Here is a 22,311-nt window from a genome sequence, read left to right as displayed (position 1 = left end):
GCGGGGCTGCCGGCTCCCCGGGCTGTTTGAACCCATGCGGCCAGATGGCCATTTCGCGAGACTACTTAATGATCCACAGCATGACAGGCTACGGCCTGGCGACGCGCCAGGCGCCGCTGACGGACGCGCAAGGCGCGCCAACCGGCAGGACCGCATCCGTTTCGGTGGAGTTCCGCACAGTCAATTCGCGATTCCTCGACCTGTTTTTCCGGGCTCCCGAAGAATGCCGCGCCTTCGAGCCGGCGCTGCGGGAAATGCTCATGGCGAAGCTGTCGCGCGGCAAGCTGGAATGCCGCATCAACCTGCAGCGCGCCGATGCCGGCGCCGGCGGCACCACGCTGGCGCTCAACGACGCCTTGCTGGCGCAGATCCGCTCGATCGAGGCCACGGTAGCAGCCACCTTCACGCAAGCCGGCTCGCTGCGCATGGGCGAGATCCTGCGCTGGCCCGGCGTGCTGGTTGAGCCCGAGTTGTCGCAGGACGCCCTGCGCGAGGCCGTGACGGGCGCAGCCAAGGAAGCGCTGGGCCAGTTGCTGGAAGCGCGCCGCCGCGAGGGCGACGCGCTCAAGGCCACCCTGGACGAGCGCATCGAAGCCATGCTGGCCATCGTCGAGCGCCTCACGCCCACCATCCCGCAATTGATCGCCCATCACCAGGACAAGCTCACCGAACGCCTGCAGGAGGCCTTCAACCTGGTCGCGCCCGGCGGCATGCCCTCAATGAGCCGAGACGAAATCGGCGAGCGCATCCGCCAGGAAGCCACGGTCTACGGCATCCGCATCGACATCGCCGAAGAGCTGTCGCGCCTGCAGGCCCACCTGAACGAAACCCGGCATATCCTCAAGAAGGGCGGGCAGGTTGGCAAGCGGCTCGATTTCATGATGCAGGAGCTCAACCGCGAAGCGAACACGCTGGGCTCCAAATCAGCGGCCAAAGAACTGGCCGATGCCGCCATGGAACTCAAACTGCTGATCGAGCAGATGCGAGAACAGATTCAGAACCTAGAATAATCATCATGAGTGAAACGTCGTCCCACGTCGCCATCGACACCGCCTATCCCGGCAACCTGTTCATGGTGGTGGCGCCTTCCGGCGCCGGCAAGTCCACCCTGGTCAACGCGCTGCTGGCGCAGGACCAGGCCATTCGCCTATCCATCTCGCACACCACCCGCGCGCCGCGTCCCGGCGAGCAGGATGGCCGCGAATACCACTTCACCACCGTGGACGCGTTCCGCGCGGCGCGCGATCGCGGCGAATTCCTCGAGTGGGCGGAAGTGCACGGCAACTACTACGCCACCTCGCGAGTGTGGATCGAGCAACAGATGGCCCAGGGCAACGATGTGCTGCTGGAAATCGACTGGCAGGGCGCGCAGCAGGTGCACCAGCGTTTTTCCAACGCCATGGAGATCTTCATCCTGCCGCCGTCGCTGCAAGCGCTTGAAGAACGCCTGAACAAGCGCGGCCAGGACGAGCCGAACGTGATCGTGCGCCGCCTGCTGGCAGCAGGCAGCGAGATGGCCCACGCGTCCGAGTCGGACTATGTCATCATCAACGAGGTTTTCGAGCAGGCGCTCGAACAGCTTCGCAGCGTCATCCGCGCTACCCGTCTGCGTTTTTCATCACAAAAGGCGCGTCACGCCGACCTCTTCATCGAGCTCGGTATTCATTGATCCGGAGCGCGGCGGGAACGTTTCTTGCCGCGTGCTGTAAAATAGCCGGCATCGCATAAGGTTTTGTCCCGAGGTGGATTACATATGGCGCGTATTACCGTCGAAGATTGTCTGAAACACATCCCGAATCGCTTCGAGCTCGCGCTCGCGGCAACGTACCGGGCCCGTCAGCTGGTGCAGGGTCACACTCCCAAGGTCGAGGCCAAGGACAAGCCCACGGTCGTGGCGCTGCGCGAGATCGCCTCGGGCCAGATCGGCATCGAGATGCTCAAGAAGGTACCGACCTGATTTTCGGGCGGCGGTGGCCAGTCCTAGCAACGCGTACCTTTGCATTGAGACTCTGCTAACGTACTTGTTCGCGTACTTGCTTAACCAGCCAGATTACAGAAGCCGCCCACATGTCTTCCTCCCAGCCTTCCTCCCCTGTCGCGACGGCCAGCCCCACGGCCACGCCGGCGCGATCGCGCGGAGAAGCCACTGGTGACGCGAGTGGCGATGCAGTGCCACCCGTTCAGCGCAAGCGCGCCGTGCCCGGTCAGTCGACCGTGACGGCGCGTACCGGCGCTCCCAATCTTCCCGATCCGCTTGGCAACGATGTCGTTGGCGAGCGTGCCGTTGCCCCCGCAATGGGTGCAGGCAAGGCAAGAGCCGCCCAGACCGCCGCCGAAAGTGAGCTGAGCGATGCGCCGCAGGGCGCGGCGCCGGGCGATGCGCTCTTCATCGACGCGGTGCTGGCGCAGTCCTATCGTCACTTCTTCGGCCCGACCTCGCAACCCGCAGTGCCCCCGCGCCAGCAGGTGATCTCGATCACCCGGCTGATGGAGAAGCTTGCTTATCTCAAGCCGGCGGATCAGGCGCACGTGCGCGAAGCCTTCCAGTTCTCGGACGAGGCTCACCTCGGCCAGTATCGCCAGAGCGGCGAGCCCTATATCACGCATCCGGTAGCGGTGGCCGAACTGTGCGCCGACTGGAAGCTCGATGTCCAATCCATCATGGCGGCGTTGCTGCACGACGTGATGGAAGACCAGGGCATCACCAAGAGCGAGCTGGCGGAAAAATTCGGCCCCAAGGTGTCCGAGCTGGTCGATGGCCTGACCAAGCTGGACAAGCTCGAATTCCAGAGCCGCGAGCAGGCGCAGGCGGAGAGCTTCCGCAAGATGCTGCTGGCGATGGCGCGCGATGTGCGGGTGATCCTGGTCAAGCTGGCCGACCGCACCCACAACATGCGCACGCTGGATTTCGTGCCGCCGGAAAAGCGGCGCCGGATTGCGCTCGAGACCATGGAGATCTACGCGCCGATCGCGCATCGGCTCGGTCTCAACACCACGTACCGGGAACTGCAGGAACTGTCCTTCAAGGTTGGTTCGCCGTTCCGCTATGCCACGTTGGAAAAAGCGGTCAAGGCCGCGCGCGGCAACCGGCGCGAGGTGGTCAAGCGCATTCTCGAAACGGCGCAGAAGGCGCTGGGCGACGCGGGCATCGTGGCGGAGCTGTCGGGGCGTGAAAAGACGCTCTACAGCATCTACCGCAAGATGCACGACAAGCAGCTGTCGTTCTCGCAGGTGCTCGATGTGTATGGTTTCCGCGTCGTCGTCGAAACCCAGATGCACACCTATATGGCGATGGGCGCGCTGCACGGGCTGTACAAGCCCATGCCGGGCAAGTTCAAGGACTACATCGCCATTCCCAAGATCAACGGCTACCAGTCGTTGCACACCACGTTGGTGGGCCCGTTCGGCACGCCGGTGGAGTTCCAGATCCGCACCCGCGACATGCACCAGATCGCGGAAGCCGGCGTGGCCGCGCACTGGATGTACAAGCATCAGGCCGACCAGGCCAACGATATCCAGCAGCAGGCGCACCAGTGGCTGCAGTCGCTGCTCGATATCCAGAGCCAGACCGGCGATTCGCAGGAATTTCTCGAGCACGTCAAGATCGACCTGTTCCCGGATGCGGTCTATGTGTTCACGCCCAAGGGGCATATCCGCGCGCTGCCGCGCGGCGCCACCGCACTCGATTTCGCCTATGCCGTGCACAGCGACCTCGGCAACCAGTGCGTGGCGGTCAAGATCAACAACGAGCTGCTGCCGCTGCGCACGGAACTCAAGAGCGGCGATATCGTCGAGGTGGTGACGGCACCGTACTCCAAGCCCAATCCGGCGTGGCTGGCGTTCGTGCGCACCGGCAAGGCGCGCGCGGCCATCCGCCACTATCTCAAGACCACCCGGCTCGACGAAGCCATCCAGCTTGGCGAACGCCTGCTGGAGCAGTCGGCGCGACAGCTCGGCATCGAGCTCAAGGCGCTGCCGCAGTCGGTGTGGGACCGCATGGTGCAGTGGACCGGCAACAAGCACAAGGAGGACATCTTTGCCGACCTGGCGCTGGGGCGGCGCGTGCCGGCCGTCGTGGCCAAGCGCATGGAGATCCTGCTGCAAGAGCTTTCCGGCGATGTCGACAGCGCGCTGCTGGCGGCCGTGCAGACCTTCGCTGGCGAAGAAGCCCCCGCGGTGCCGATCACCGGCGATGAAGGCATGTCGATGATCTTCTCGTCATGCTGCCGGCCGATTCCCGGCGATTCCATCGTCGGCTACCTGGGCAAGGGCGAGGGTTTGCAGATTCACGTCCAGGATTGCAAGATAGCCAAGCGCCTGCACAGCAAGGACCCGGAGCACTGGATCGATGTGATGTGGGCGAAGAAGACCACGCGCTCGTTCGATGTGTCGATCAAGGTGATGGTGCGCAACGTCAAGGGCATCGTCGCCCGCGTGGCGGCCGACCTGACGTCGGCCGACGCCAACGTCGCGCACGTGGCGATGGAGCAGCAGGAGGGCGGCCATCAGGAAGCCACCTACATGCAGTTCATCATCCAGGTGCAGAACCGCCTGCATCTTGCCAACGTGATGCGGGCTCTGCGGCGCAACCCCGACGTCATCCGCATCTTCCGCGACCGCAACGACGGCTGACGCAGCCTTCCCGCACGCAAGCACTGAGCCCGGCCGAGCCGGGCTCAGTGCTTTTCCGGCTGCGCGGCGGCGATCGGTTACGCTTCCCTGCCGGGATAGCTGACTTTCAGGATATCGATCTGCTCCACCCCGGCTGGCGTGCGCAGCGGCACCGTATCGCCTTCGCGCGCCTTGAGCAGCGCGCGCGCGATCGGCGAGATCCAGCTCACGTGGTTGCTGTCGAGGTCGACCTCGTCGGTGCCGACGATCGTCACGGTGGTTTCCTCGCCGGCCTGGTCGGCATAGGTGACGGTGGCGCCGAAAAAGATCTGGTCGTTGTCGCCCTGCAGGGACGGGTCCACCACCTCGGCCTTCTCCAGGCGCTTGGTCAGGAAGCGGATGCGGCGGTCGATCTCGCGCAGGCGCTTCTTGCCGTAGTGATAATCGCCGTTCTCGGAACGATCGCCATTGGATGCGGCCCACGAAACGATCTGGACCACCTCCGGGCGCGCCGTGTCGATCAGGTGCATCAGTTCATCGCGCAAGCGCTGGTAGCCTTGCGCCGAGATGTAGTTCTTGGTGCCGGGTGGCAGCGGGGTGGCGCCTTCGGGAAGGTCGTCGTCCTCGTCGCCGGGTGACTCTTTGACAAATGCCTTGTTCATGATCCGATCACATCTGCGGGGCTGTCATTATAGGAAGCGGCGGCCTGCCGGCGGGAAAAGCAAAAAAAGTGGGGCAGGGGGGTTCCCAAATTTCAAAAGTACGTTATAATTTCTTTCTCGAGTGCGGCTGTAGCTCAGTTGGATAGAGTACTTGGCTACGAACCAAGGGGTCGTGGGTTCGAATCCTGCCAGCCGCACCACTCATTGCAAAAAGAGCTTCCAGAAATGGAAGCTCTTTTTTCATTTTGGCTTCCGCCAACGCTCTCGGTTCCTGGTCTGGCCATTCTACGGCGTTCCGCCGTGCGTCGACGGCAATCGCCGCGATTGAGACCTGTCTCATCGTGCGCCGAGCTTCCTCTCGCTAATCTCTATTCCGGTGCGCATCCTCGCGCGTTCATAACCGGATTGCTCTCTTGCTGCTGCTTCCCGATCTGCCGGGCCGAGCGATCGCGCTTTCCTCTGGAGCGTCTTGCGATGCGATCGTTGCCGTGGTTCGTCTGTGCCGCCGTGCTCGCCGTTGTGGCCAGTGCCGCATGCCGTCAGCGCAAGCCGGGCATGCCGCCAGCGGCGGAGCGCGGGCCGGTCTTGCAAGACCGTGTCTGTAGCCAGGCGATCGAGGGCAAGGCTGCGTCGGCCATCGGCGAGCGCACGTGCAGTTTGCTGGTGGGCTTTTTGCACGATGCGCGGTTGACCCTTAACGTCAGCACCCTTGCCACCGGTGTGGATTCGCGCACGCAGGCGGGCGCGCTGGCTGCCGACTGGCATATCCATACGGCCGGCGAGGCGCGGGGCACGCTGGCGTGGCTGCTGGAGGAGGGGCACCGCGCGCTGTATCCGCAGGTCTGCCGGATCCTGTTCTCGGTGCCGCGCACGGCGCGCGAGCGTGAGATCGTGCTGCTCAATGATCGCTTCGATCCGGTGCGCCTTGCCCATTGCATTGACAATCTCGAGCGCGCCATGCCGGACCTGCGCGCGAGTCGCCTGCTCGGCTCGCGGGTCGATCTTGCGCGTGGCGTGCTGGCCTGGGACATGAGCCGGGCGATACATGTCGCGCGGGCCGCCTACGACTGTGGCATGCAAACCGAGGCGCAGTCCTGGGCCGTGATCGAGCAGGCGGCGTCGCAGGTCTTCGCGCAGATGGCGTCCTGGCAGGAGGTTGCGGTGAGCTACCTGCTGGGCCGGGCAATGTGGGCCGGGCCTGGCGCGGGTTTGCAGCGGCAGCTGGCGTTTGTCCGGCATTGCCTCGACGATTCGGATAGTCCTATGCGCGGGGTGCGCTATCACGCTGCGCGCCATGGTGTATAGGCGCGCGCCGTCTTGCGGGGCCGGTGCTGGCGGCATAGGCTGGTTCAGGAGCGCGTTGGGGCGGGCGCCAGGCGCTATGCTTCTTGCTTGCGGCAAGAGCCATGGGAGGATCCAATGAGCAATGCGGACTGGCGGGTGGAGGCGTATCGGGGCATGGACGTCTATGTCCTCGTATCGAAGCCGGGTGACGGCGGCGTCCCGGCTTTGGGCAAGGTCGCCCAGTGGGGGTACGAGGTGCGCGTCTGCCAGGAGGGGGCGGATCCCTCCGATGCCGGCGACATCGAGCGCTTGTCGGGCGACGGCGCGCAGTTTGCTACCCGGCACGCTGCCGAGGTCGCTGCGTTCGCTGCGGCCTATCAGCTCGTGGATAGGCTGGTGGGGCCGGTGACGGACTAGCGGGCATGTCGTCCTTGCCGTGCGCGAGGTGTGCTCGATGGCGGGTTTTTCACGATGACGTCACAAAGCGATTGCAATGCGCGGCGGGATCCACCATAATCCGGCCTCTCGGACGCGGGGTGGAGCAGTTGGCAGCTCGTCGGGCTCATAACCCGAAGGTCGCAGGTTCAAGTCCTGCCCCCGCAACCAAAGACCTTTTCTGGTCTCCGAAGCTAGTCTCCGGGCCGTCCTGGCCAAGTTCTGAAAATTCCCAAAGGTACGAAACCCGAGCGTTGCGCGGGGCCGCTTTGCATTGCGTGCGCCATGGGTTCGCGCTGATCAGTGCCGCCCGCGGCCGCCTCCGCTGCGTCCGCCTCGTGCGCCTCCCGTACCTCCCGTACCTCTCCAGCCACCACCGCCATGGTAGTAGCCGTGCGCCATGCCGGAGTGATAGTGATAGCCGCCGTAGTATCGTGGCCCGCCCGCGTGGTAGCCGGGGCCGCGATAGTAGCCATAGGCGCGATAGCCGTGATAGCCGTGATAGCCGCCGTAACCGTAGTAGAAGGCGGGGCCGTAGAACCCGCCATAGTAGGGCAGCGCGTAGTCGTACCCATACCCGTAGGCGTAAGTGCCAGCGGGATAGGCTACGCCGCCCTCGTAGAACCCGTAGGGATCGTAGGGGTTGTAGCTGTCGTAAGGGTCGTAGTAAGGGTATCCGGCGCACGCGCCCACGCACAGCACTGTCACAGTTAACAACAAGCGGAGCAAGGCGCGGTGCATGGGGCTTCGGGTTCGCCAACGGATCGCGCCCGGCGGGCGCCGGGCGATAACAATAAGAGACTGTGATCCGCTGAGTGGTTCAGTGTCGCGCTGGCTTGCGCCCGCACAGCGCCTGCCAGAGATTCAGGCGGGCGCCCGGGCCAGTTCGGCCGCGCGCGAAAACGTGTCTCGCACTTGCGGCTGGCCTTCGCGCGCCGCTGCCTCGGACCGGGCCGTCAAGCGCTCGATCAGCACGCGCAGGTTATTGCCCTGCGGGGCGGTCTTGCTTGCGCCGCACTGACCGACGGCCTCGCGCACGACCTGTCCCAGTTCCTCGGTCACATCCGCGCCATCGAAGGCGCTGATCGACAGGGCGGAAATCTGCTCGAGGTAGAGGTTGACCAACGCTTCGTCGTGTACCGGTTCGGGCATTTCCGTCTCCTTGGCAATGTGGGCTGGGTGCAATCCATTGTAGTAGGCCGCATGCCCGACGCATGTCGGCACAAGGCCTACAGGGCGGCTCCCCTGTACAGGGCTTGCGTCAGGTCAAGGTCAGTCGTTACTGATAATGATTCCCATTTGTATGATCGATGGCTTTCTCTTACAATCGGCGCTCGCCTGGGGCACGGCAAGGTGCCCCGGGCCAACCGTCTTGCCGAGGTAATTGAAATCATGATGCTGCAGATCCCCGATGTGCTGACAAAGGCGCAGGTTGCCCAATGCCGCGCCTGGATGGACGCGGCTGAGTGGACCGACGGCAACGCCACTTCCGGGCATCAGTCGGCATTGGCCAAGCGCAACCTCCAACTGCCCGAAGGCTCGCCGGTAGCGCGCCAGGTAGGCGACCTGATCCAGGATGCGCTGGGCGCCAATCCGCTCTTTATCTCGGCCGCGCTGCCACTCAAGGTCTATCCGCCCTTGTTCAACCGCTACGAGGGCGGGCACGCGTTCGACAACCATATCGACAACGCGATCCGCCACCTGCGCGGCACCAACTTCCGCGTGCGCAGCGACCTCTCGGCGACGCTGTTCCTGACGGAGCCGGAAGACTACGACGGCGGCGAACTGGTGGTGGAGGATACCTACGGGCAGCAACGCGTGAAGCTGCCAGCGGGGCATATGGTGCTGTACCCGGCGACCAGCCTGCACCACGTCAGCCCGGTCACGCGCGGCGCGCGCGTGTCGTCATTTTTCTGGATTCAAAGCATGGTGCGCGACGAGGGTCAGCGTTCGGTACTGTTTGAGCTCGATACGCAGATCCAGCGTGTCGGCCAGGCACTGGGGCACAAGGACGCGGCCGTGGTGGGGCTTACCGGCGTGTATCACAACCTGCTGCGGCGCTGGGCCGACGCCTGAGCGGCGGCGTGGGAAACGAGGGAAACGGGGGAGCGAAGCGGGGAGGGGATGTTGAGGCAGGATGCCTCGGCTTGATACTCGCGAATCGCCGGCATCGGCCAGCCATTCGCGATGCATGGTGCAGCGAGGCTAGCGGCGATCCCGGTGCTGCGGTGGCAGCGGGGCCATGGCTACGCGTCGTCGCGCGGGCTTGAGCGCGCGCTGCATCGGCCAGAACACGTATTGGGTATGCGGATCCATCGGCTTGCCGAAGTAGGACACCCACACCTGCACGCCCTGTTCGGTTTCTGCAACGATGGCAGCCACTGCGCGGGCTGCGACTGCGGGAGATTTGAGCAAGGTAGCCAGCGCTTCGACACCTTGGACCACGTGGTGCTTGACACCACTGAACCATGCGTATTGACGCATGGCTGACAACAAACGCTCGGTCATGAACTCTGGTGTTTGGTTGGAAGTAAAGATCAGACCGGAGCTTACACGCTTTGTTCATTGCTGATTGATGGGACCTGTCTATCGCTTACCCTGAGTCATCGGATGTCCCTGTCCCCGTCCCAGGCGCGGGTGCGGGTGCCGGGCCCGGTGCCTGTTGTCATTGCGTCATTGTGCCAATGCGCCAGTGCCGATCGGCCACCACATTGACAACGCAAGGGCCGAGGATTAGCGTCATCAACAGGACCATCCGACCCTTGAAGCCTTCCTGGGAGCTTGCCGATGACCGAAGACATGCTGCTGCAACTGATGGTGGAAGTCGAGAAGGAAGACCCCATCGACTATGCCGACCTGCCTTTCGACGACGCCACGCTGCGCGCGTTGGTGTGCCGCCTGGTGGCGCAGCGCTCCAGCGCCATGGAGACGGCCGGCATGCCGGTGGACGCGTTGCTGGCGACCATGTGGGCTTCCACCGCCAAGCTGGTGCTGGAGAACATGGTACTCAACGCGCGCCTGCTGACGCTGCAGGGCTTGCCGGACGACGCCAACGCGCTGATCGAGCGCATCGCCCGGCAATCCCGCGGCACGCCCTGAGGCGGGGCCGCCCTCCGGCGGCTTAGGCCGCTTGCGCTGCCGATCCTGAGCGATGGATCGGCGTGTGGCGTATCGCTATCATCCAGCAGGGCGCCTCCCATTTCGATACACTACGGGTTTTCGCCCCCGACACCGTCGCGTTGCTACGCGTATGCAACTGCGCGCGGTACTGCTGATATGGAGGATTTCGGGTGATCAAGTGGATAATCGTCGCGGCGTACCTGGGAGCGATCCTGTACGTGCATTTCCGCGGCAAGGTGAGGCTGCGCATCTGGCGCCAGTTGCTCGACCATTCGGCCCTGGTGGCCCCGGTCAACTGCTTCATGTACATCTTTTCCGGCGTGCCGCGCACGCCCTACATCCCCGTCGAGCGTTTTCCCGAGCTGGAGAAGATCCGCGCTGCGTGGCCGGAGATTCGCGACGAAGGCCTGGCCCTGGCTGCCATGCGCAAGATCAAGGCCGCCGACAAGAACAACGATGCCGGTTTCAACTCGTTTTTCAAGTACGGCTGGAAGCGTTTCTACCTGAAATGGTACGAAGCCCGCCATCCGTCGGCCGAGGTCCTGTGCCCGCGCACGGTGGAGCTGCTGCGCGGCCTGCCGAGCGTGAAGGCGGCGATGTTCGCCGAGCTGCCGCCTGGCGGCAAGCTGAATCCGCACCGCGATCCGTTCGCGGGCTCGCTGCGTTATCACCTGGGCCTGGCCACGCCTAACGACGACCGCTGCTTTATCGAGGTCGACGGCGAGCGCCATAGCTGGCGTGATGGCGAGGGCGTGGTGTTCGACGAGACCTACCTGCACTGGGCGGAGAACAAGAGCGACAGCAATCGGCTGATCCTGTTTTGCGATATCGAGCGTCCGATGCGCTTCGGCTGGGCTGGCAAGATCAACCGCTGGCTGGGCCGCAAGGTCATGACCGCGGCGAGCTCGCCCAACGAAGAGTCCGACCAGACCGGCATGATCAACCGCCTGTTCCGCTTTGTCTGGATTTGCGGCCAGTATCGCCGGCGTTTCAAGGCGTGGAGCCGGCCGGCTTACTACGTGGTCAAGTTCGGCCTGATCGCCGCCGGCGTGGCGCTGATCGTGTACCTGTAACGCTCGAAAGCTCGAAAGCTCGAAAGCATTACTGCGCAAGAAGAAAGGGCCGGCTGATGCCGGCCCTTTCTTTTGCCCATCGGCGATGGCCTATCGGCGCCGCCGCTCGCGCTCGTCGTCGAGCGCCTCGTAGTGGGCGCGCTTGGCCTGGTACATGCGGGCGTCGGCCAGCTTGACGGCGTCGCTCAGGCGGTCCGATGCGCTGCAGCTTGCGGTGCCGATCGACAGGCTGAGCGCGGTGCCCGGATAGAACTGGTTGTTGAGCTCCACCACCTGGTGGATCTGCTCGACCACTGTGGCCGCGCCGCGCTCGTCGCGCGCCGGCAGCAGCACCATGAACTCGTCGCCCCCGACCCGCGCCACGCAGGCCTGGTCGCCCACGGCCTTTTTCAGCGCCTCGCCGGTGCGGCGCAGGAGCGCATCGCCGTCACCGTGGCCGAGCTGGTCGTTGACCTGCTTCAGGCCGTTCAGGTCGACCGCGATCACGCTGACCGGCCACGGGCCCTTGCGGCCCAGCCGCGCGAGCTCATCTTCGTAGTAGGCGCGGTTGTAGAGCTTGGTCAGTACGTCGTGCTTGCCGAGGAATTCGACGTAGGCCTCGGCCTTCTTGCGCGCGGTGATGTCGGTCAGCGACACCAGCACCTGGTCCCATTCCGCCTCGCGGCCGGGGAACACCGACCACTGCATGAACACGTCCACGGCCCGGCCATCCAGCGCGTAGTTGATGACTTCGCGCTGCTGCCAGAGTTTCTCGTTCCAGAGGTCGATCAACTGCTCGGCGAACTGGATGCGCATATTGTCGCGGAACACGTCGCCCAGGCGCGAGAGCAGCTCTTCCTTGGTCGACGCGCTGAACATCAGCAGGGTTTGCTGGTTGACGTCGAGCACGCGGATTTCCTGCATGCAGCGGGAAATGAAATCCGGATGCACGTTGAGGAAGGTGCGGAAATCCGAGATGCCCGCGCCGCGGACTTCATCGAGCAGCACCTTGACCGCGCTGAAATCCTCGACCCACAGCGAGACCGGAGAATGCTCGAACAGGCCCAGCGCGTATTGCTCGCTGCGGCGCAGCTCGCGTTCGGTGGCCACGCGCGCGGTGATGTCCTCGATCGACAGCAGCACGCGTTCCCAGGTGGCCTCATGGCCGGGCATGACGGTGGCATCCAGGCGGATGTCCAGCCGCTTGCCTTCCAGCGTGTAGTTGACGGTCTGGCTTGAAAAGCGCAATTCGCCGTCCCACAGCTGGCCGAGTTCCTCGACGTGCTGGTCGAACATTTCGTCGCGAAAGACGGTGTCGAGGTTATTGACGAGGTCGGTGAGGTCGGCGGCGCGGAAGAGGTCCAGCGTGCGCTGGTTCACGTCCAGCACGCGGATCCGTGCCGAGCAGTGCGCGACTTCCTCCGGATTGGCGCGCAGGTGGCTGCGCAGGTCGGTCACGCCCTGCGCGCGCAGGGCCTGGAATTGTTCGCGCACGGCGCTGAAGTCTTCCAGCCACAGCGAGACCGGCGCCAGCTGGAACAAGGCTTTGTATTCGTTGTCGATCCGCGACGTGTCGGTCGTTGCCATCAATGCGTCTTTTCCCAATCCAATCCCCCATCCAAATCCTGTTCGGCGCGGGCCAGAGCTGGCACGCGTGTGGCACGGCTGGCTTTGCGCCGCCTCGGATTTGCCGGGGCCGCCGCCATGCTCGCTGCGAGCGATAGCATAGGGCAGCAGGGGAGGAAATGGGTGGTGTGTGGCGTAAATACCCACACTTGGCGCCCGCCGGCGCGTCAGCCCTGGCGGGAGAGCTCGGCGATGCGCGCGGGGGCGTACCGGTGCTGCGCGTTCTCTTGCTCGGCGATCAATTGCAGCGTGGCCGCCTGCAACAGCGAGCCGGCGGTCAGGTGCGAAGCCAGGGTGCGCAGTTCATTGAGCTTGCCGCTGGCAGCGGGGTTGGCATGAGTCATCTCAGTCAAGGTCTGGACAGGAACCCGGCCGATGGTATCGGCAAGCCGGGGGGGGCTGCTTTGTCCCTGGTCATGCTCCGTGCGCGCGGCGTTGTCTTTGGTGTCCAGGCCAGCCCTGGCATCGGTGCGTGCCAGGCGATGCGCCGGGTCGGCGCGGCGGGCGGTGCAAAGGCGCAGGGCGGAGCCCACGGTATCGATGGCGAGCGGGAGGGAGGGGTGCGGCATATGGTTCTCCTTGGGAGCGCGGCCTGCCGGTTTCGGCAATGCTCGCAAGGATGCCGGGCCGGTCCGCCGCCGCCAAGCGCGCTGCGATGAACGGCGCGATGCCAGGAGCGAATGGTGGCGCGAGGCGACGGATGTGGCGCGCCATGCCCGCCGCCTGCCATCCACCATCGGCCGCTAGGGCTGGTCCGCCAAGCGCGCCACCACCGCGGCGAGCGTGCGCAACGCGCGCTCGATCTCAGGCGTGAACGGCGTGCCGCAATTGAGCCGCAGGAAATGGTCGAAGCGGTTGGAGTTGGAGAACATCACGCCGGGCACGACGCGGATGCCGGCCGCCATGGCCTGGTCGAACACGGCCTCGGACGGGACCGAGCCCGGCAGCTCGACCCACAGGTGCAGGCCGCCGTTCGGGTTGGAGGCACGCGTGCCGGCAGGAAACTCGGCGGCAATCGCCTGCGCCACCTGCGCGCGCTGGCTGCGCAATTGCTCGCGCAGGCGCCGCAGGTGCCGCTCGAACGCGCCGGAACCCATGAACTCGGCCGCGGCCATCTGCGCCAGCAACTCGTTGGGCCGCGACTGGCTGTGCTTGAGCATTTCCACGCGCGCCTGCCACTTGCCCGCGGCGATCCATCCCAGCCGCATGCCGGGAGCCAGGATCTTGTGCAGCGAGGCGCAATGGATCACGCCGCCACTGCGGTCCCAGGCCTTGAGGGCGGCCAGCGGCGCGTCCCCGTCCGCCAGGGCGGAGAAGCAATCGTCCTCGATCAGCGCGATGGCGCGCGCGTCACACCAGGCCACCAGCTGCGCCTTGTTGGCGTCCGGCATGATGCTGCCCAGCGGATTCTGCAGGTTTGGCACCACCACCACGGCGCGGATGTTGTCGTAGGTCTGCGCCGCCAGTTCCAGCGCTTCGAGCGAGATGCCGGTCTGCGGGCTGCTGGGAATCTCCAGCGCGCGCATGCCCAGGCTCTCCAGGATCTGCAGCAGGCCGTAGTAGGTGGGCGACTCCACGGCAATCACGTCGCCGGGCTGTGCCACCGCGCGCAGGGCGAGGTTAAGCGCCTCGGTGCAGCCGTGGGTCACCAGGATATCTTCCGGCGCGACCGTGATGCGCGAGAGCAGCGCGTTGCGCGCCAGCACGGCGCGAAAGGCTGGATGGCCGCCGGAATCTGCCGCGCTGCCGAACAGCTGCGGGTGCAGGCGCAGCGCGCGCGCCGCCGCATTGCGCAGGTCTTGCGCCGGGTACAGCGCGGGCGCGCCACAGGCGCCGGCAAAGTTCACCGCGACCGGTTGCTGGCGCCCGCGCGCTGTGATGGCGGAAATGCGCTCATGGATGCCCACATATTGCGCGGGGTCCGGCAACGTGGCGGCAGGCTCTTCGATCGGCGCCAGCGGCTTGTGCCGGCGGTGCCGCACGAAGTAGCCCGAGCGCGGCCTGGCCTCGAGCAGGCCATCGCTTTCCATCTGCCGGCAGGCCTGCAGCGCGGTCGACAGGCTCACGCCGTGCAGCTCCATCAGCGTGCGCACGGAGGGCACGCGGTCCCCCGGCTTCAAAACGCCCGTTTCAATGGCGTGCAGGTAGTGCTGGGCAAGCTGGCGGTAGAGGGGGGCGGATTCCATGCGGCATGGTGGCGCGGCGGAGGTCGGCGCAACAGATACAGATCAGGGTCTTCTGTATCGTAACAGATGCTCTGTTATGCCTCTGTTACGGTGCACAAGCCCAGGGCGTGTGCCTGTTTTGGGCCGGCCCGCATCGGTAGTCTGGAACCCTGTCAAAGCCAGGGAGCTGGCATCATGCAAAGCTATCGTTCAGACCCGATCATCCCCACTGTCCAGCCCGTGCAGCCCACGCCCGCCATGCCGGCTGGCGCCGAGCCGCAAGCACAGGCAATCGACCTGGAAAGCAGCCGCGTGCTGCGCTTCCATGCCAAGGCCGGCACCACCCTGTGCGTGCTGGAGGGCGAAATCGAGCTCACCGAGGCGCCGCGCTGGCTGGCCGGCACCGTGTGGCGGCAGCCGCGCCGCCTGCCTGCCGGCAGCGTGGTGGCGCTGTCGCCCGGCTGGGTGGAAGTGCTGGCCCGACAGGCGGCCACGCTGCGCCTGCAGGCACCAGCGGCCGGGCCTTGGTGGACTGGCTGGCTGCGGCGGGCGCAGGCATGAATAAGCGGGAGCGCAACGACGGGGACGAGCCGGCGCAGGCCTGACGCGCACCTGGCCGGGACAGCCGCCCTTGGGGCGGTCAGTCCTGCTGGCCGTGCGCGCTCAGCATGGCATGGGCCACCAGGTCCAGGGCGGGCCGCGTGTCGCCGTTCTTGTCGGTCCAGACCTTGGGCGTGAGGCTGCCTGACAGCGCGACCGATTCGCCGTCCTCCAGCGCCAGCAGCCCTGCGCGCACCTTGTCGGCAAACGCGATCACATTGACGATGACGGTGTCGCCATCGTTGATCGCTGCCTTGAGCTTGGCGGTCACGTACTGGCTGCCGCCCTGGCCGGTACGTTCGCTGGCGTGGCCGTGGAGCCGGCCGCTGACTAGTGCGTCGATCATCTTTCTTCCTTGCTGGTTATCTTGCCGGGGTGCGGAAGATCTCACAATTTCGCGCTCTCGTGGCAGAGAATGCGGACCCTGGCCCTAAAAACGATAAAATTGCGGTCCGGCCAGCCCGACGCTCAACCAGAGTGCAGTCAGCGCCCCTTCCAGGGCTGACCCCCCGGCCGCAGAATTCCAGGTTCCCATGCTACGTCTAAGTGAAGTCAAACTCCCGCTCGACCACGCCGAGAGCGATCTCGAGGCCGTGGTCCTCGCCCGCCTCGCCGAGCTCGGCGTCAAGGCCGATGGCCTGACCGGGTTCACCGTGTACCGCCGCGCGCACGATGCCCGCAAGCGCTCGGATATCAAGCTCACCTACATCCTCGATATCGCGGTGAAGGACGAAGCCGCGGCGATCCAGCGCATGGCCGGCAAGCCGAACTGGAGCGTGACGCCGGACATGGCCTACCGTTTCGTCGCCCAGGCACCCGCACCGGGCACCACGCTGCGCCCGGTGGTGATCGGCATGGGCCCGTGCGGTTTGCTCGCCGGCCTGATCCTGGCGCAGATGGGCTTCAAGCCCATCATCCTGGAGCGTGGCAAGGAAGTGCGCGAGCGCACCAAGGACACCTTCGGCCTGTGGCGCAAGAGCGTGCTGAACCCCGAGTCGAACGTGCAGTTTGGCGAGGGCGGGGCGGGCACTTTCTCCGACGGCAAGCTCTACAGCCAGATCAAGGACCCGAAGCACTACGGCCGCAAGGTGCTCGACGAGTTCGTCAAGGCCGGCGCACCGGAGGACATCCTCTACCTCGCGCGCCCGCACATCGGCACCTTCCGCCTGGTCAGCATGGTGGAGAAGATGCGCGCCGAGATTTTCGCGCTGGGCGGCGAGGTCCGCTTCGAGACCCGCGTCGAGGACGTGGATATCGAGGGCGGCAAGATGCGCGGCCTCAAGCTGTCCAACGGCGAGTACCTGCAGGCCGACCACGTTATCCTGGCGGTGGGCCACAGCGCGCGCGACACCTTCGAGATGCTGCATGAGCGCGGCGTGTTCATGGAGGCCAAGCCGTTCTCGCTGGGTTTCCGCATCGAGCATCCGCAGGGCATGATCAACAGCAGCCGCTTTGGCAAGTTCGCCGGCAACAAGCTGCTGGGCGCGGCGGACTACAAGGTGGTGCACCACGCCAGCAACGGACGCGCGGTCTACAGCTTCTGCATGTGCCCGGGTGGCACGGTGGTGGCCGCGGCCTCGGAGCCGGGCCGCGTGGTGACCAACGGCATGAGCCAGTACATCCGCGCCGAGCGCAATGCCAATGCCGGCATCGTGGTGGGCATCACGCCGGAGGATTTCCCCGGCGGCCCGCTGGCCGGCATTGCCTTCCAGCGCCATTGGGAAGAGCGCGCGTTCGAACTTGGCGGGCGCAACTACAACGCGCCGGCGCAGTTGGTGGGCGACTTCATCGCGCGCCGGCCGTCCACGGCGATGGGCGCGGTCGAGCCCTCCTACAAGCCGGGTGTCACGCCGACGGACCTGTCCACCGCGCTGCCCGACTACATCATCGAAGCCATCCGCGAAGCGCTGCCGGAACTGGACAAGAAGATCGCCGGCTTTGCCATGCATGACGCGGTGCTGACCGGCGTGGAAACGCGCACGTCGTCGCCACTGCGCATCCGCCGCAAGGACAACTACCAGAGCATGAACGTGGAAGGGCTGTACCCGGCCGGCGAAGGCGCCGGCTATGCGGGCGGCATTTACTCCGCGGCCATCGATGGCATCGAAGTGGCCGAGGCCGTGGCGTTGAGCATCGTCAACGGCAAGGCGGCCTGAGCGAGCCCAGGCTGGCTTAGCGCCCGGCAGCCCCGGTCGCTTCCAGCCAGGCCGAGGCTCCCAGCCCGGCCGCGCGCCCGCTGGCAAAGCAGGCGGTCAGCAGGTAGCCGCCGGTGGGCGCTTCCCAGTCCAGCATCTCGCCGGCGCAGAACACGCCCGGCACGGCGCGCAGCATCAATTGCGCGTCCATCGCCTCGAACGCGACGCCGCCCGCGCTGCTGATCACTTCATCGATCGGGCGCGCGCGCAGCAGGCGCACGGGCAGCGCCTTGAGCGCCGCCGCCAGCCGCGCGGGGTCGGCAAATTCTTCTTTTGACAAGCATTCGCGCAGCAAGCCGGCCTTGACGCCGGTGATGCCCAGCTTGCTCTGCAGGTGGCTCGATAGCGAGCGCGCGCCGCGCGGGCGCTGCACCGCGTCTGCCACGCGTGCGGCGGGCAGGCCGGGCGCCAGGTCGAGATGGATCGTGGCCTCGCCCGTGGCTTCGAGCAGGTCGCGCATTGGCGCGCTCAGCGCATAGACCAGGCTCCCCTCGATGCCGCCGGCCGTGATGACGAACTCGCCCTGGCGATAGTGCTCCACGCCATCGCGCTCGCGCAGCCCGATGGCCACGGCCTTGAGCGGGTGGCCGGCAAAACGCGTGCGGAAGTGCTCGCTCCAGGCTACGTCGAAGCCACAGTTGGCGGGGCGCAAAGGGGCGATGTCCACGCCGCGCGCGGCCAGCAGCGGTACCCATGCGCCGTCGGAACCCAGGCGTGCCCAGCTGCCGCCGCCAAGCGCCAGCACTGTGGCATCGGGCCGGACCAGCAGCTCGCCATCGGGCGTGGCAAAGCGCAGCCGGCCCGATGCATCGTCCCAGCCCAGCCAGCGATGGCGCATATGGAACTGCACGCCGGCCTCGCGCAGGCGGTGCAGCCACGCACGCAGCATCGGCGCGGCTTTCATGTCGGTGGGGAAGACGCGGCCCGAGCTGCCGACGAAGGTCTCGATGCCGAGGCCGTGCACCCAGCCGCGCAGCGCTTGTGGATCGAAGCCGGCCAGCAGCGGCGCGATCTGCGCGCTGCGCTTGCCATAGCGCCCGAGGAAGGGCTGCGCCGCTTCGGAATGCGTGAGGTTCATGCCACCGCGCCCGGCCATCAGGAACTTGCGGCCAACCGAGGGCATGGCGTCATACACGTCCACGCGCAATCCGCGCGCGGCCAGCACCTCCGCCGCCATCAGGCCTGCGGGGCCGCCGCCGATCACGGCGACGCTGGCGGCGGGGAGGGGGGCGGTGGGTGCAGACATGGGTTGAATCCGGGGCAAGGCGGTCGATCGCGCAAAGGGGCGCAAGGCAGGGTGCGGCGGATCGGATTATATAGGCCAGGGGCAAGTGCTAATATCGCCCCTTGCCTCGTGCCACGGGTCTCCCGCGCCTCTCATGCCCTTGCCGTCCCGCTTGTCGTTGCCTCTTCCCGCCGCGCGGGCCTTCGTGCTGGTCCTGCTGGTCTTGCTGGGTCTTGTAGCCGGCGTGCACCCGGCGCTCGCGCAGGAAACCGCGCAGGGGCTGCAGGAAAAGGCAATGAAAGGCGATTTCCTGTCCCAGCGCAACCTCTCGTACTGCCTGCAGTCCGGCTGCCTCGGGCTGGAGCGCGACCGCGTCAAGGCCTGCATGTGGCGCAAGGTGATCGTGCTGTCTGGCGAGCGCCATGTCACCGACCTGGACACCGCCAACCTGGAGTACGTCTGCGCAAAGCTGAGCACGACCGAGCGCGATGCGGCCATGCGCCAGGCGGACGCGCTGGCCAGGCAGATCTACGGGCCGCGGCGCTGAGCGCCTTTGGCCTGCTTGGGCGGGAGGCTAAAATAGCGGTTTAGCGCTGTTCCCTTCGTCACGCATCGCCATGCCCATCGCTTCACCATCCAGCCAATTCATCGTAGACGCCACCCAGCAATGGCTGGAACGCGCGGTGATCGGCCTCAACCTGTGCCCCTTCGCCAAGGCCGTGCACGTGAAGCGGCAGATCCGCTACACGGTGAGCGATGCCACCGATACCGAGGGCGTGCTCGCCGATCTCGAAACCGAGTTGCGCACGCTCGCCGATGCCGACCCTGCCGAGATCGACACGACCCTGTTGATCGTGCCACACGCGCTGGCCGGGTTTCTCGACTACAACGATTTCCTCTATTTCGCCGAGCGTCTGCTCAAGAGCTTGCGCCTGGCGGGCATCCTGCAGATCGCCAGCTTCCATCCGCATTACGAGTTCGGCGGCAGCGAGCCGGACGACATCGAGAACTACACCAACCGCGCGCCTTACCCCATCCTGCACCTGCTGCGCGAGGACAGCATCGCGCGAGCCGTGGCGGCTTTTCCCGATGCGTCGGATATCTACGAGCGTAACCAGGAAACCATGCGCCGGCTCGGCCACGACGGCTGGCGCAAGCTGATGACCGAGGCCAGCGGGACATAAAAAACGCGCCGTCAAAGCGGCGCGTTTCAACTTGCGGACGGCAACGCGCCGCACGCATGGCGCGAGTCAGTCTCAGCCGGCAGCAGCCGGCTCCTGCGTATAGAAGCGCGCTTCCATCTCTTCCAGTCCCAGCGTGCGTAGCACTTCGTTCAGCCGCTCCGCCGGGCGGCGGCGCGGCAGGTCTTTGTACTGCGCGATGATGAGCTCGTTCTTCATCGAGTGCTCCCAGCCCACCAGCTCGGTCACGCTGACCTGGTAGCCATGCGCCTCGAGCTGCAGGCAACGCAGCACGTTGGTCACCTGGCTGCCGAACTCACGCGTATGCAGCGGGTGGCGCCAGATTTCGGTCAGCGGATTGCCGGCCAGCAGCTTGCCCTTGTTCTTGCGCAGCACGCCCGCCACCTCGGCCTGGCAGCACGGCACCACCACGATGTACTTGGCGTGCTTTTCCAGCGCGAAACGGATCGCATCGTCCGTGGCCGTGTTGCAGGCGTGCAGCGCGGTGACGATGTCGATGGTGGGCGGAAGCTGATCGGACGTGATCGAATCCGCAACCGACAGGTTCAGGAACGACATGCCCTTGAAGCCGAGCCGGCTGGCGAGCTCCTGCGAGCTGCGCACCAGCTCTTCGCGCGTCTCGATACCGTAGATGTGCGACTGGTCGAGCTGTGCCTTGAAGAACAGGTCATACAGGATGAAGCCGAGGTAGGACTTTCCGGCGCCGTGGTCGACTAGCGTCACGTCGGGGTGATCCTGCTTGAGGTCCTGCAGCAGCGGCTCGATGAACTGGAACAGGTGGTAGACCTGCTTGAGCTTGCGGCGGCTGTCCTGGTTCATCTTGCCGTCGCGCGTGAGGATATGCAGCGCCTTGAGCAGCTCGATGGACTGGCCGGGACGGATTTCGTGGGGGCTGGGCGCCGGTGCGGCGGGCGTCTTGGACGCCGGGGACTTCTGGGCCATCTGGGATGTCTGGAACCTGGAGAAAAGCGGTGAGGCGTGCGCCAAAGCCGGACGACGCTGCGCCGGTACAGCGGCAGTTTACCGAAAGTCGCGCTTGCCCGGGGCGAGTGGTGCAACCGGCGCATGCCGGCGCCGCCTTGCCGGGCCCCTGAACAGGCCCCCTAAACAGGCCCCCTGAAGAGGCCCGCTATAGCAGGCAGTAATCCACGGGGACCAGCGGTGGCGGCAGCGCGGTCTCGCCCAGCGCTTCCTTCATGCCGATCTCGATGGTGCGGCAGAGCGCATCGAGCGGCAGGTCGTTGGCGCTGGTGCCGAACGGTTCTTCCAGCTCATCGCCCAGCGCATCCAGGCCGAAGAAGGTGTAGGCCACGATGGCCACCACCACGGGCGTGACGAAGCCGATGGTATCCACCAGCCCGAACGGCAGCAAAAAACAATACAGGTAGGCGGTACGGTGCAGCAGCAGCGTGTACGAGAACGGGATGGGCGTGTTGTGGATGCGGTCGCACGCCACCGCCGTGGCCATCATGGCCGACAAGGTGTCGTCGATGCCGGCGGCGAGGCAGGGCTCGACGCGGTGCTGCCGCACGCACTGGCCCAGGTCTTCGCCCATGCGCATCATCAGCAAGGCGGGCGCATTGGTGGTGCGCTGCAGGTCTGCGAGTTCCGCCGGGCGCAGCCACGCGGGGTCCAGGCCGGTGGCGGCGCTGGCGCCGCGCAAACGGTTGCGCAGCGCGTACGCGTAGGCAATGGTGCGGGAGATCATGCGCACGCGCGCGTCGCTCAGGCCCGCCGGTTTATGGCCGGCGCTGTCCGGCACGTTGTCGGCGATCAGGCTGAGGCATTGCCGTGCCAGGTTCTGGCTGCGCACCACCAGCTCTCCCCACAGCTTGCGCCCTTCCCAGAAGCGATCGTAGGCGGCGGTATTGCGAAAGCCCAGGAAGATGGCCAGCGGCAGGCCGATCAGCGTGAAGGGAATGGCCGTGAGCGTGACCTTGTGCTGGAAGAACGCGCCGTGGCTGAGCGTGACGGCAACCGCTACCAGCAAGTTCACAAGCAGCACGCGCCAGATGCGCGACAGGATCGAGCCTCGCAGGACCAGGAACAACCTCAGTCCCGATGGGCGGTCTCGCACAATCATCTGTGATCCCCTGGCATTGCGGCACGGCGTTCCGTCGATGGGCAGAAGTGT

General features: G+C 65.8%; 24 protein-coding genes and 2 tRNA genes. 15 read left to right on the top strand and 11 right to left on the bottom strand.

What is annotated here, in order from left to right:
• Positions 1-68 precede the first annotated feature (68 nt).
• The 4 genes from AC1RQK_RS16400 to AC1RQK_RS16385 all read left to right on the top strand — a co-directional run bounded on the left by AC1RQK_RS16400 (position 69) and on the right by AC1RQK_RS16385 (position 4,632).
• Positions 69-1,010 (top strand): YicC/YloC family endoribonuclease, encoded by a 942-nt coding sequence (locus AC1RQK_RS16400; protein WP_150986275.1) that lies wholly within the window; start codon positions 69-71, stop codon positions 1,008-1,010.
• 5 nt (positions 1,011-1,015) lie between these two features.
• On the top strand, positions 1,016-1,669 hold the full coding sequence (gene gmk / locus AC1RQK_RS16395) for a guanylate kinase (protein WP_043344606.1): 654 nt from the start codon (positions 1,016-1,018) through the stop codon (positions 1,667-1,669).
• Positions 1,670-1,753: 84 nt separating this feature from the next.
• Entirely contained in the window at positions 1,754-1,957 is a 204-nt protein-coding gene (gene rpoZ / locus AC1RQK_RS16390; protein WP_006162413.1) for a DNA-directed RNA polymerase subunit omega, read from the top strand.
• 257 nt (positions 1,958-2,214) lie between these two features.
• Complete coding sequence (locus tag AC1RQK_RS16385) at positions 2,215-4,632, top strand: RelA/SpoT family protein (RefSeq protein ID WP_492375025.1); 2,418 nt, start codon at positions 2,215-2,217, stop codon at positions 4,630-4,632.
• A gap of 77 nt (positions 4,633-4,709) precedes the next feature.
• Here the strand turns inward: AC1RQK_RS16385 and greB are convergent, their stop codons facing one another.
• The gene (gene greB, locus AC1RQK_RS16380) at positions 4,710-5,273 is read right to left on the bottom strand and encodes a transcription elongation factor GreB (RefSeq protein ID WP_492375010.1); all 564 of its coding nucleotides are present in this window, start codon (positions 5,271-5,273) and stop codon (positions 4,710-4,712) included.
• A 123-nt stretch (positions 5,274-5,396) separates the two neighbouring features.
• Between greB and AC1RQK_RS16375 the strand changes: the two genes are divergently transcribed.
• From AC1RQK_RS16375 to AC1RQK_RS16360, 4 genes are all read left to right on the top strand, one after another.
• Positions 5,397-5,473, top strand: a tRNA-Arg gene (locus AC1RQK_RS16375).
• Between the two features lie 274 nt (positions 5,474-5,747).
• A complete protein-coding gene (locus AC1RQK_RS16370) occupies positions 5,748-6,578 on the top strand; it encodes a DUF1266 domain-containing protein (protein WP_492809882.1) in 831 nt (276 codons plus the stop codon).
• Positions 6,579-6,692: 114 nt separating this feature from the next.
• Positions 6,693-6,974 (top strand): hypothetical protein, encoded by a 282-nt coding sequence (locus AC1RQK_RS16365; protein ID WP_492809880.1) that lies wholly within the window; start codon positions 6,693-6,695, stop codon positions 6,972-6,974.
• Positions 6,975-7,087: 113 nt separating this feature from the next.
• A tRNA-Met gene (locus AC1RQK_RS16360) sits at positions 7,088-7,163 on the top strand.
• A 129-nt stretch (positions 7,164-7,292) separates the two neighbouring features.
• Here AC1RQK_RS16360 and AC1RQK_RS16355 read toward each other — a convergent pair.
• On the bottom strand, positions 7,293-7,733 hold the full coding sequence (locus tag AC1RQK_RS16355; RefSeq protein ID WP_492809878.1) for a hypothetical protein: 441 nt from the start codon (positions 7,731-7,733) through the stop codon (positions 7,293-7,295).
• Positions 7,734-7,856: 123 nt separating this feature from the next.
• A complete protein-coding gene (locus AC1RQK_RS16350; protein WP_492375013.1) occupies positions 7,857-8,144 on the bottom strand; it encodes a hypothetical protein in 288 nt (95 codons plus the stop codon).
• Positions 8,145-8,384: 240 nt separating this feature from the next.
• Between AC1RQK_RS16350 and AC1RQK_RS16345 the strand changes: the two genes are divergently transcribed.
• Positions 8,385-9,068, top strand: coding sequence for a Fe2+-dependent dioxygenase (locus AC1RQK_RS16345; protein ID WP_267605928.1), 684 nt, complete (start codon positions 8,385-8,387; stop codon positions 9,066-9,068).
• A 129-nt stretch (positions 9,069-9,197) separates the two neighbouring features.
• On the opposite strand, the gene AC1RQK_RS16340 is transcribed toward AC1RQK_RS16345, so the two are convergent.
• A complete protein-coding gene (locus tag AC1RQK_RS16340) occupies positions 9,198-9,500 on the bottom strand; it encodes a hypothetical protein (protein ID WP_492375015.1) in 303 nt (100 codons plus the stop codon).
• Positions 9,501-9,779: 279 nt separating this feature from the next.
• On the opposite strand from AC1RQK_RS16340, the gene AC1RQK_RS16335 reads away from it, so the two are divergent.
• Entirely contained in the window at positions 9,780-10,091 is a 312-nt protein-coding gene (locus tag AC1RQK_RS16335) for a hypothetical protein (RefSeq protein WP_150986268.1), read from the top strand.
• Between the two features lie 191 nt (positions 10,092-10,282).
• The gene (gene lpxO, locus AC1RQK_RS16330) at positions 10,283-11,185 is read left to right on the top strand and encodes a lipid A hydroxylase LpxO (RefSeq protein ID WP_492375016.1); all 903 of its coding nucleotides are present in this window, start codon (positions 10,283-10,285) and stop codon (positions 11,183-11,185) included.
• 90 nt (positions 11,186-11,275) lie between these two features.
• Here lpxO and AC1RQK_RS16325 read toward each other — a convergent pair whose 3' ends face one another.
• The 3 genes from AC1RQK_RS16325 to AC1RQK_RS16315 form a co-directional block, all read right to left on the bottom strand.
• A complete protein-coding gene (locus tag AC1RQK_RS16325; RefSeq protein ID WP_492375017.1) occupies positions 11,276-12,751 on the bottom strand; it encodes a sensor domain-containing diguanylate cyclase in 1,476 nt (491 codons plus the stop codon).
• A gap of 206 nt (positions 12,752-12,957) precedes the next feature.
• Positions 12,958-13,359: a hypothetical protein gene (locus tag AC1RQK_RS16320; protein ID WP_492375018.1), complete on the bottom strand. Its 402-nt coding sequence runs from the start codon at positions 13,357-13,359 to the stop codon at positions 12,958-12,960.
• A gap of 174 nt (positions 13,360-13,533) precedes the next feature.
• Positions 13,534-14,976 (bottom strand): aminotransferase-like domain-containing protein, encoded by a 1,443-nt coding sequence (locus AC1RQK_RS16315; protein WP_492375019.1) that lies wholly within the window; start codon positions 14,974-14,976, stop codon positions 13,534-13,536.
• 174 nt (positions 14,977-15,150) lie between these two features.
• On the opposite strand from AC1RQK_RS16315, the gene AC1RQK_RS16310 reads away from it, so the two are divergent.
• The gene (locus AC1RQK_RS16310) at positions 15,151-15,516 is read left to right on the top strand and encodes a hypothetical protein (RefSeq protein ID WP_492375020.1); all 366 of its coding nucleotides are present in this window, start codon (positions 15,151-15,153) and stop codon (positions 15,514-15,516) included.
• A 79-nt stretch (positions 15,517-15,595) separates the two neighbouring features.
• Here the strand turns inward: AC1RQK_RS16310 and AC1RQK_RS16305 are convergent, their stop codons facing one another.
• Positions 15,596-15,901 carry a single-stranded DNA-binding protein gene (locus AC1RQK_RS16305; protein ID WP_492809873.1) on the bottom strand — a complete coding sequence of 102 codons (306 nt, stop codon included), beginning with the start codon at positions 15,899-15,901 and terminating at the stop codon, positions 15,596-15,598.
• 187 nt (positions 15,902-16,088) lie between these two features.
• Between AC1RQK_RS16305 and AC1RQK_RS16300 the strand changes: the two genes are divergently transcribed.
• Positions 16,089-17,711, top strand: coding sequence for an NAD(P)/FAD-dependent oxidoreductase (locus AC1RQK_RS16300; RefSeq protein WP_492809871.1), 1,623 nt, complete (start codon positions 16,089-16,091; stop codon positions 17,709-17,711).
• A 16-nt stretch (positions 17,712-17,727) separates the two neighbouring features.
• Here the strand turns inward: AC1RQK_RS16300 and AC1RQK_RS16295 are convergent, their stop codons facing one another.
• Positions 17,728-18,996, bottom strand: coding sequence for a TIGR03862 family flavoprotein (locus tag AC1RQK_RS16295; RefSeq protein WP_492387117.1), 1,269 nt, complete (start codon positions 18,994-18,996; stop codon positions 17,728-17,730).
• Between the two features lie 133 nt (positions 18,997-19,129).
• Between AC1RQK_RS16295 and AC1RQK_RS16290 the strand changes: the two genes are divergently transcribed.
• Entirely contained in the window at positions 19,130-19,522 is a 393-nt protein-coding gene (locus tag AC1RQK_RS16290; RefSeq protein ID WP_492809869.1) for a hypothetical protein, read from the top strand.
• Between the two features lie 70 nt (positions 19,523-19,592).
• Positions 19,593-20,159 carry a DUF1415 domain-containing protein gene (locus AC1RQK_RS16285; protein WP_492376652.1) on the top strand — a complete coding sequence of 189 codons (567 nt, stop codon included), beginning with the start codon at positions 19,593-19,595 and terminating at the stop codon, positions 20,157-20,159.
• Positions 20,160-20,231: 72 nt separating this feature from the next.
• Here AC1RQK_RS16285 and AC1RQK_RS16280 read toward each other — a convergent pair whose 3' ends face one another.
• Together AC1RQK_RS16280 and AC1RQK_RS16275 are read right to left on the bottom strand one after the other, a co-directional pair.
• The gene (locus AC1RQK_RS16280) at positions 20,232-21,119 is read right to left on the bottom strand and encodes a class I SAM-dependent methyltransferase (protein WP_052494454.1); all 888 of its coding nucleotides are present in this window, start codon (positions 21,117-21,119) and stop codon (positions 20,232-20,234) included.
• A 187-nt stretch (positions 21,120-21,306) separates the two neighbouring features.
• Complete coding sequence (locus AC1RQK_RS16275; protein WP_492809867.1) at positions 21,307-22,260, bottom strand: bestrophin family protein; 954 nt, start codon at positions 22,258-22,260, stop codon at positions 21,307-21,309.
• Between the last annotated feature and the right edge of the window lie 51 nt (positions 22,261-22,311).

It is taken from the genome of Cupriavidus sp. GW822-FHT02D05 (assembly GCF_058802485.1).
This window is presented reverse-complemented; position numbering and strand designations above follow the sequence as displayed.

Bases quoted from the DNA above. Each gene is read 5' to 3' on its own strand.
- AC1RQK_RS16400 (WP_150986275.1), top strand. From the start codon at position 69: ATGATCCACAGCATGACAGGCTACGGCCTGGCGACGCGCCAGGCGCCG.
- gmk (WP_043344606.1), top strand. From the start codon at position 1,016: ATGAGTGAAACGTCGTCCCACGTCGCCATCGACACCGCCTATCCCGGC.
- rpoZ (WP_006162413.1), top strand. From the start codon at position 1,754: ATGGCGCGTATTACCGTCGAAGATTGTCTGAAACACATCCCGAATCGC.
- greB (WP_492375010.1), bottom strand. From the start codon at position 5,273: ATGAACAAGGCATTTGTCAAAGAGTCACCCGGCGACGAGGACGACGAC.
- AC1RQK_RS16370 (WP_492809882.1), top strand. From the start codon at position 5,748: ATGCGATCGTTGCCGTGGTTCGTCTGTGCCGCCGTGCTCGCCGTTGTG.
- AC1RQK_RS16365 (WP_492809880.1), top strand. From the start codon at position 6,693: ATGAGCAATGCGGACTGGCGGGTGGAGGCGTATCGGGGCATGGACGTC.
- AC1RQK_RS16355 (WP_492809878.1), bottom strand. From the start codon at position 7,733: ATGCACCGCGCCTTGCTCCGCTTGTTGTTAACTGTGACAGTGCTGTGC.
- AC1RQK_RS16350 (WP_492375013.1), bottom strand. From the start codon at position 8,144: ATGCCCGAACCGGTACACGACGAAGCGTTGGTCAACCTCTACCTCGAG.
- AC1RQK_RS16345 (WP_267605928.1), top strand. From the start codon at position 8,385: ATGATGCTGCAGATCCCCGATGTGCTGACAAAGGCGCAGGTTGCCCAA.
- AC1RQK_RS16340 (WP_492375015.1), bottom strand. From the start codon at position 9,500: ATGACCGAGCGTTTGTTGTCAGCCATGCGTCAATACGCATGGTTCAGT.
- AC1RQK_RS16335 (WP_150986268.1), top strand. From the start codon at position 9,780: ATGACCGAAGACATGCTGCTGCAACTGATGGTGGAAGTCGAGAAGGAA.
- AC1RQK_RS16325 (WP_492375017.1), bottom strand. From the start codon at position 12,751: ATGGCAACGACCGACACGTCGCGGATCGACAACGAATACAAAGCCTTG.
- AC1RQK_RS16320 (WP_492375018.1), bottom strand. From the start codon at position 13,359: ATGCCGCACCCCTCCCTCCCGCTCGCCATCGATACCGTGGGCTCCGCC.
- AC1RQK_RS16315 (WP_492375019.1), bottom strand. From the start codon at position 14,976: ATGGAATCCGCCCCCCTCTACCGCCAGCTTGCCCAGCACTACCTGCAC.
- AC1RQK_RS16310 (WP_492375020.1), top strand. From the start codon at position 15,151: ATGCAAAGCTATCGTTCAGACCCGATCATCCCCACTGTCCAGCCCGTG.
- AC1RQK_RS16305 (WP_492809873.1), bottom strand. From the start codon at position 15,901: ATGATCGACGCACTAGTCAGCGGCCGGCTCCACGGCCACGCCAGCGAA.
- AC1RQK_RS16300 (WP_492809871.1), top strand. From the start codon at position 16,089: ATGCTACGTCTAAGTGAAGTCAAACTCCCGCTCGACCACGCCGAGAGC.
- AC1RQK_RS16295 (WP_492387117.1), bottom strand. From the start codon at position 18,996: ATGTCTGCACCCACCGCCCCCCTCCCCGCCGCCAGCGTCGCCGTGATC.
- AC1RQK_RS16290 (WP_492809869.1), top strand. From the start codon at position 19,130: ATGCCCTTGCCGTCCCGCTTGTCGTTGCCTCTTCCCGCCGCGCGGGCC.
- AC1RQK_RS16285 (WP_492376652.1), top strand. From the start codon at position 19,593: ATGCCCATCGCTTCACCATCCAGCCAATTCATCGTAGACGCCACCCAG.
- AC1RQK_RS16280 (WP_052494454.1), bottom strand. From the start codon at position 21,119: ATGGCCCAGAAGTCCCCGGCGTCCAAGACGCCCGCCGCACCGGCGCCC.
- AC1RQK_RS16275 (WP_492809867.1), bottom strand. From the start codon at position 22,260: ATGATTGTGCGAGACCGCCCATCGGGACTGAGGTTGTTCCTGGTCCTG.